This is a genomic window from Paenibacillus polysaccharolyticus (assembly GCF_023714295.1).
Classification (GTDB): domain Bacteria; phylum Bacillota; class Bacilli; order Paenibacillales; family Paenibacillaceae; genus Paenibacillus; species Paenibacillus polysaccharolyticus_A.
The window spans coordinates 1-253 of the sequence record NZ_JAMAUN010000083.1 but is presented as its reverse complement, the minus strand read 5'-3'; the positions used below and the strand labels follow the sequence as shown (position 1 = coordinate 253).

Sequence of the window (253 nt, the reverse complement as noted above, 5' to 3'; positions counted from 1 at the left end):
AGCTGATCTTGTGTAAACAAGTGAAGTGTTTTATAAGGTAGATTGCTGGAGCGAGTGATCGAAATGGAACGACTTTTGGCTTTGCGCAAGCAAACCAAGGGAAGTGACAGCTCGAACACGAGCGCAATGGTTAAGCTACTAAGAGCACACGGAGGATGCCTAGGCGCTAGGAGCCGATGAAGGACGTGGCGAACAACGAAACTGCCTCGGGGAGCTGTAAGCAAGCTTTGATCCGGGGATGTCCGAATGGGGA

At 51.0% G+C, this 253-nt stretch carries 1 rRNA gene; it reads left to right on the top strand.

The window, feature by feature from the left end:
* Positions 1–128: 128 nt before the first annotated feature.
* Positions 129–253, top strand: a 23S ribosomal RNA gene (locus tag M3629_RS28315); the annotation flags it as partial.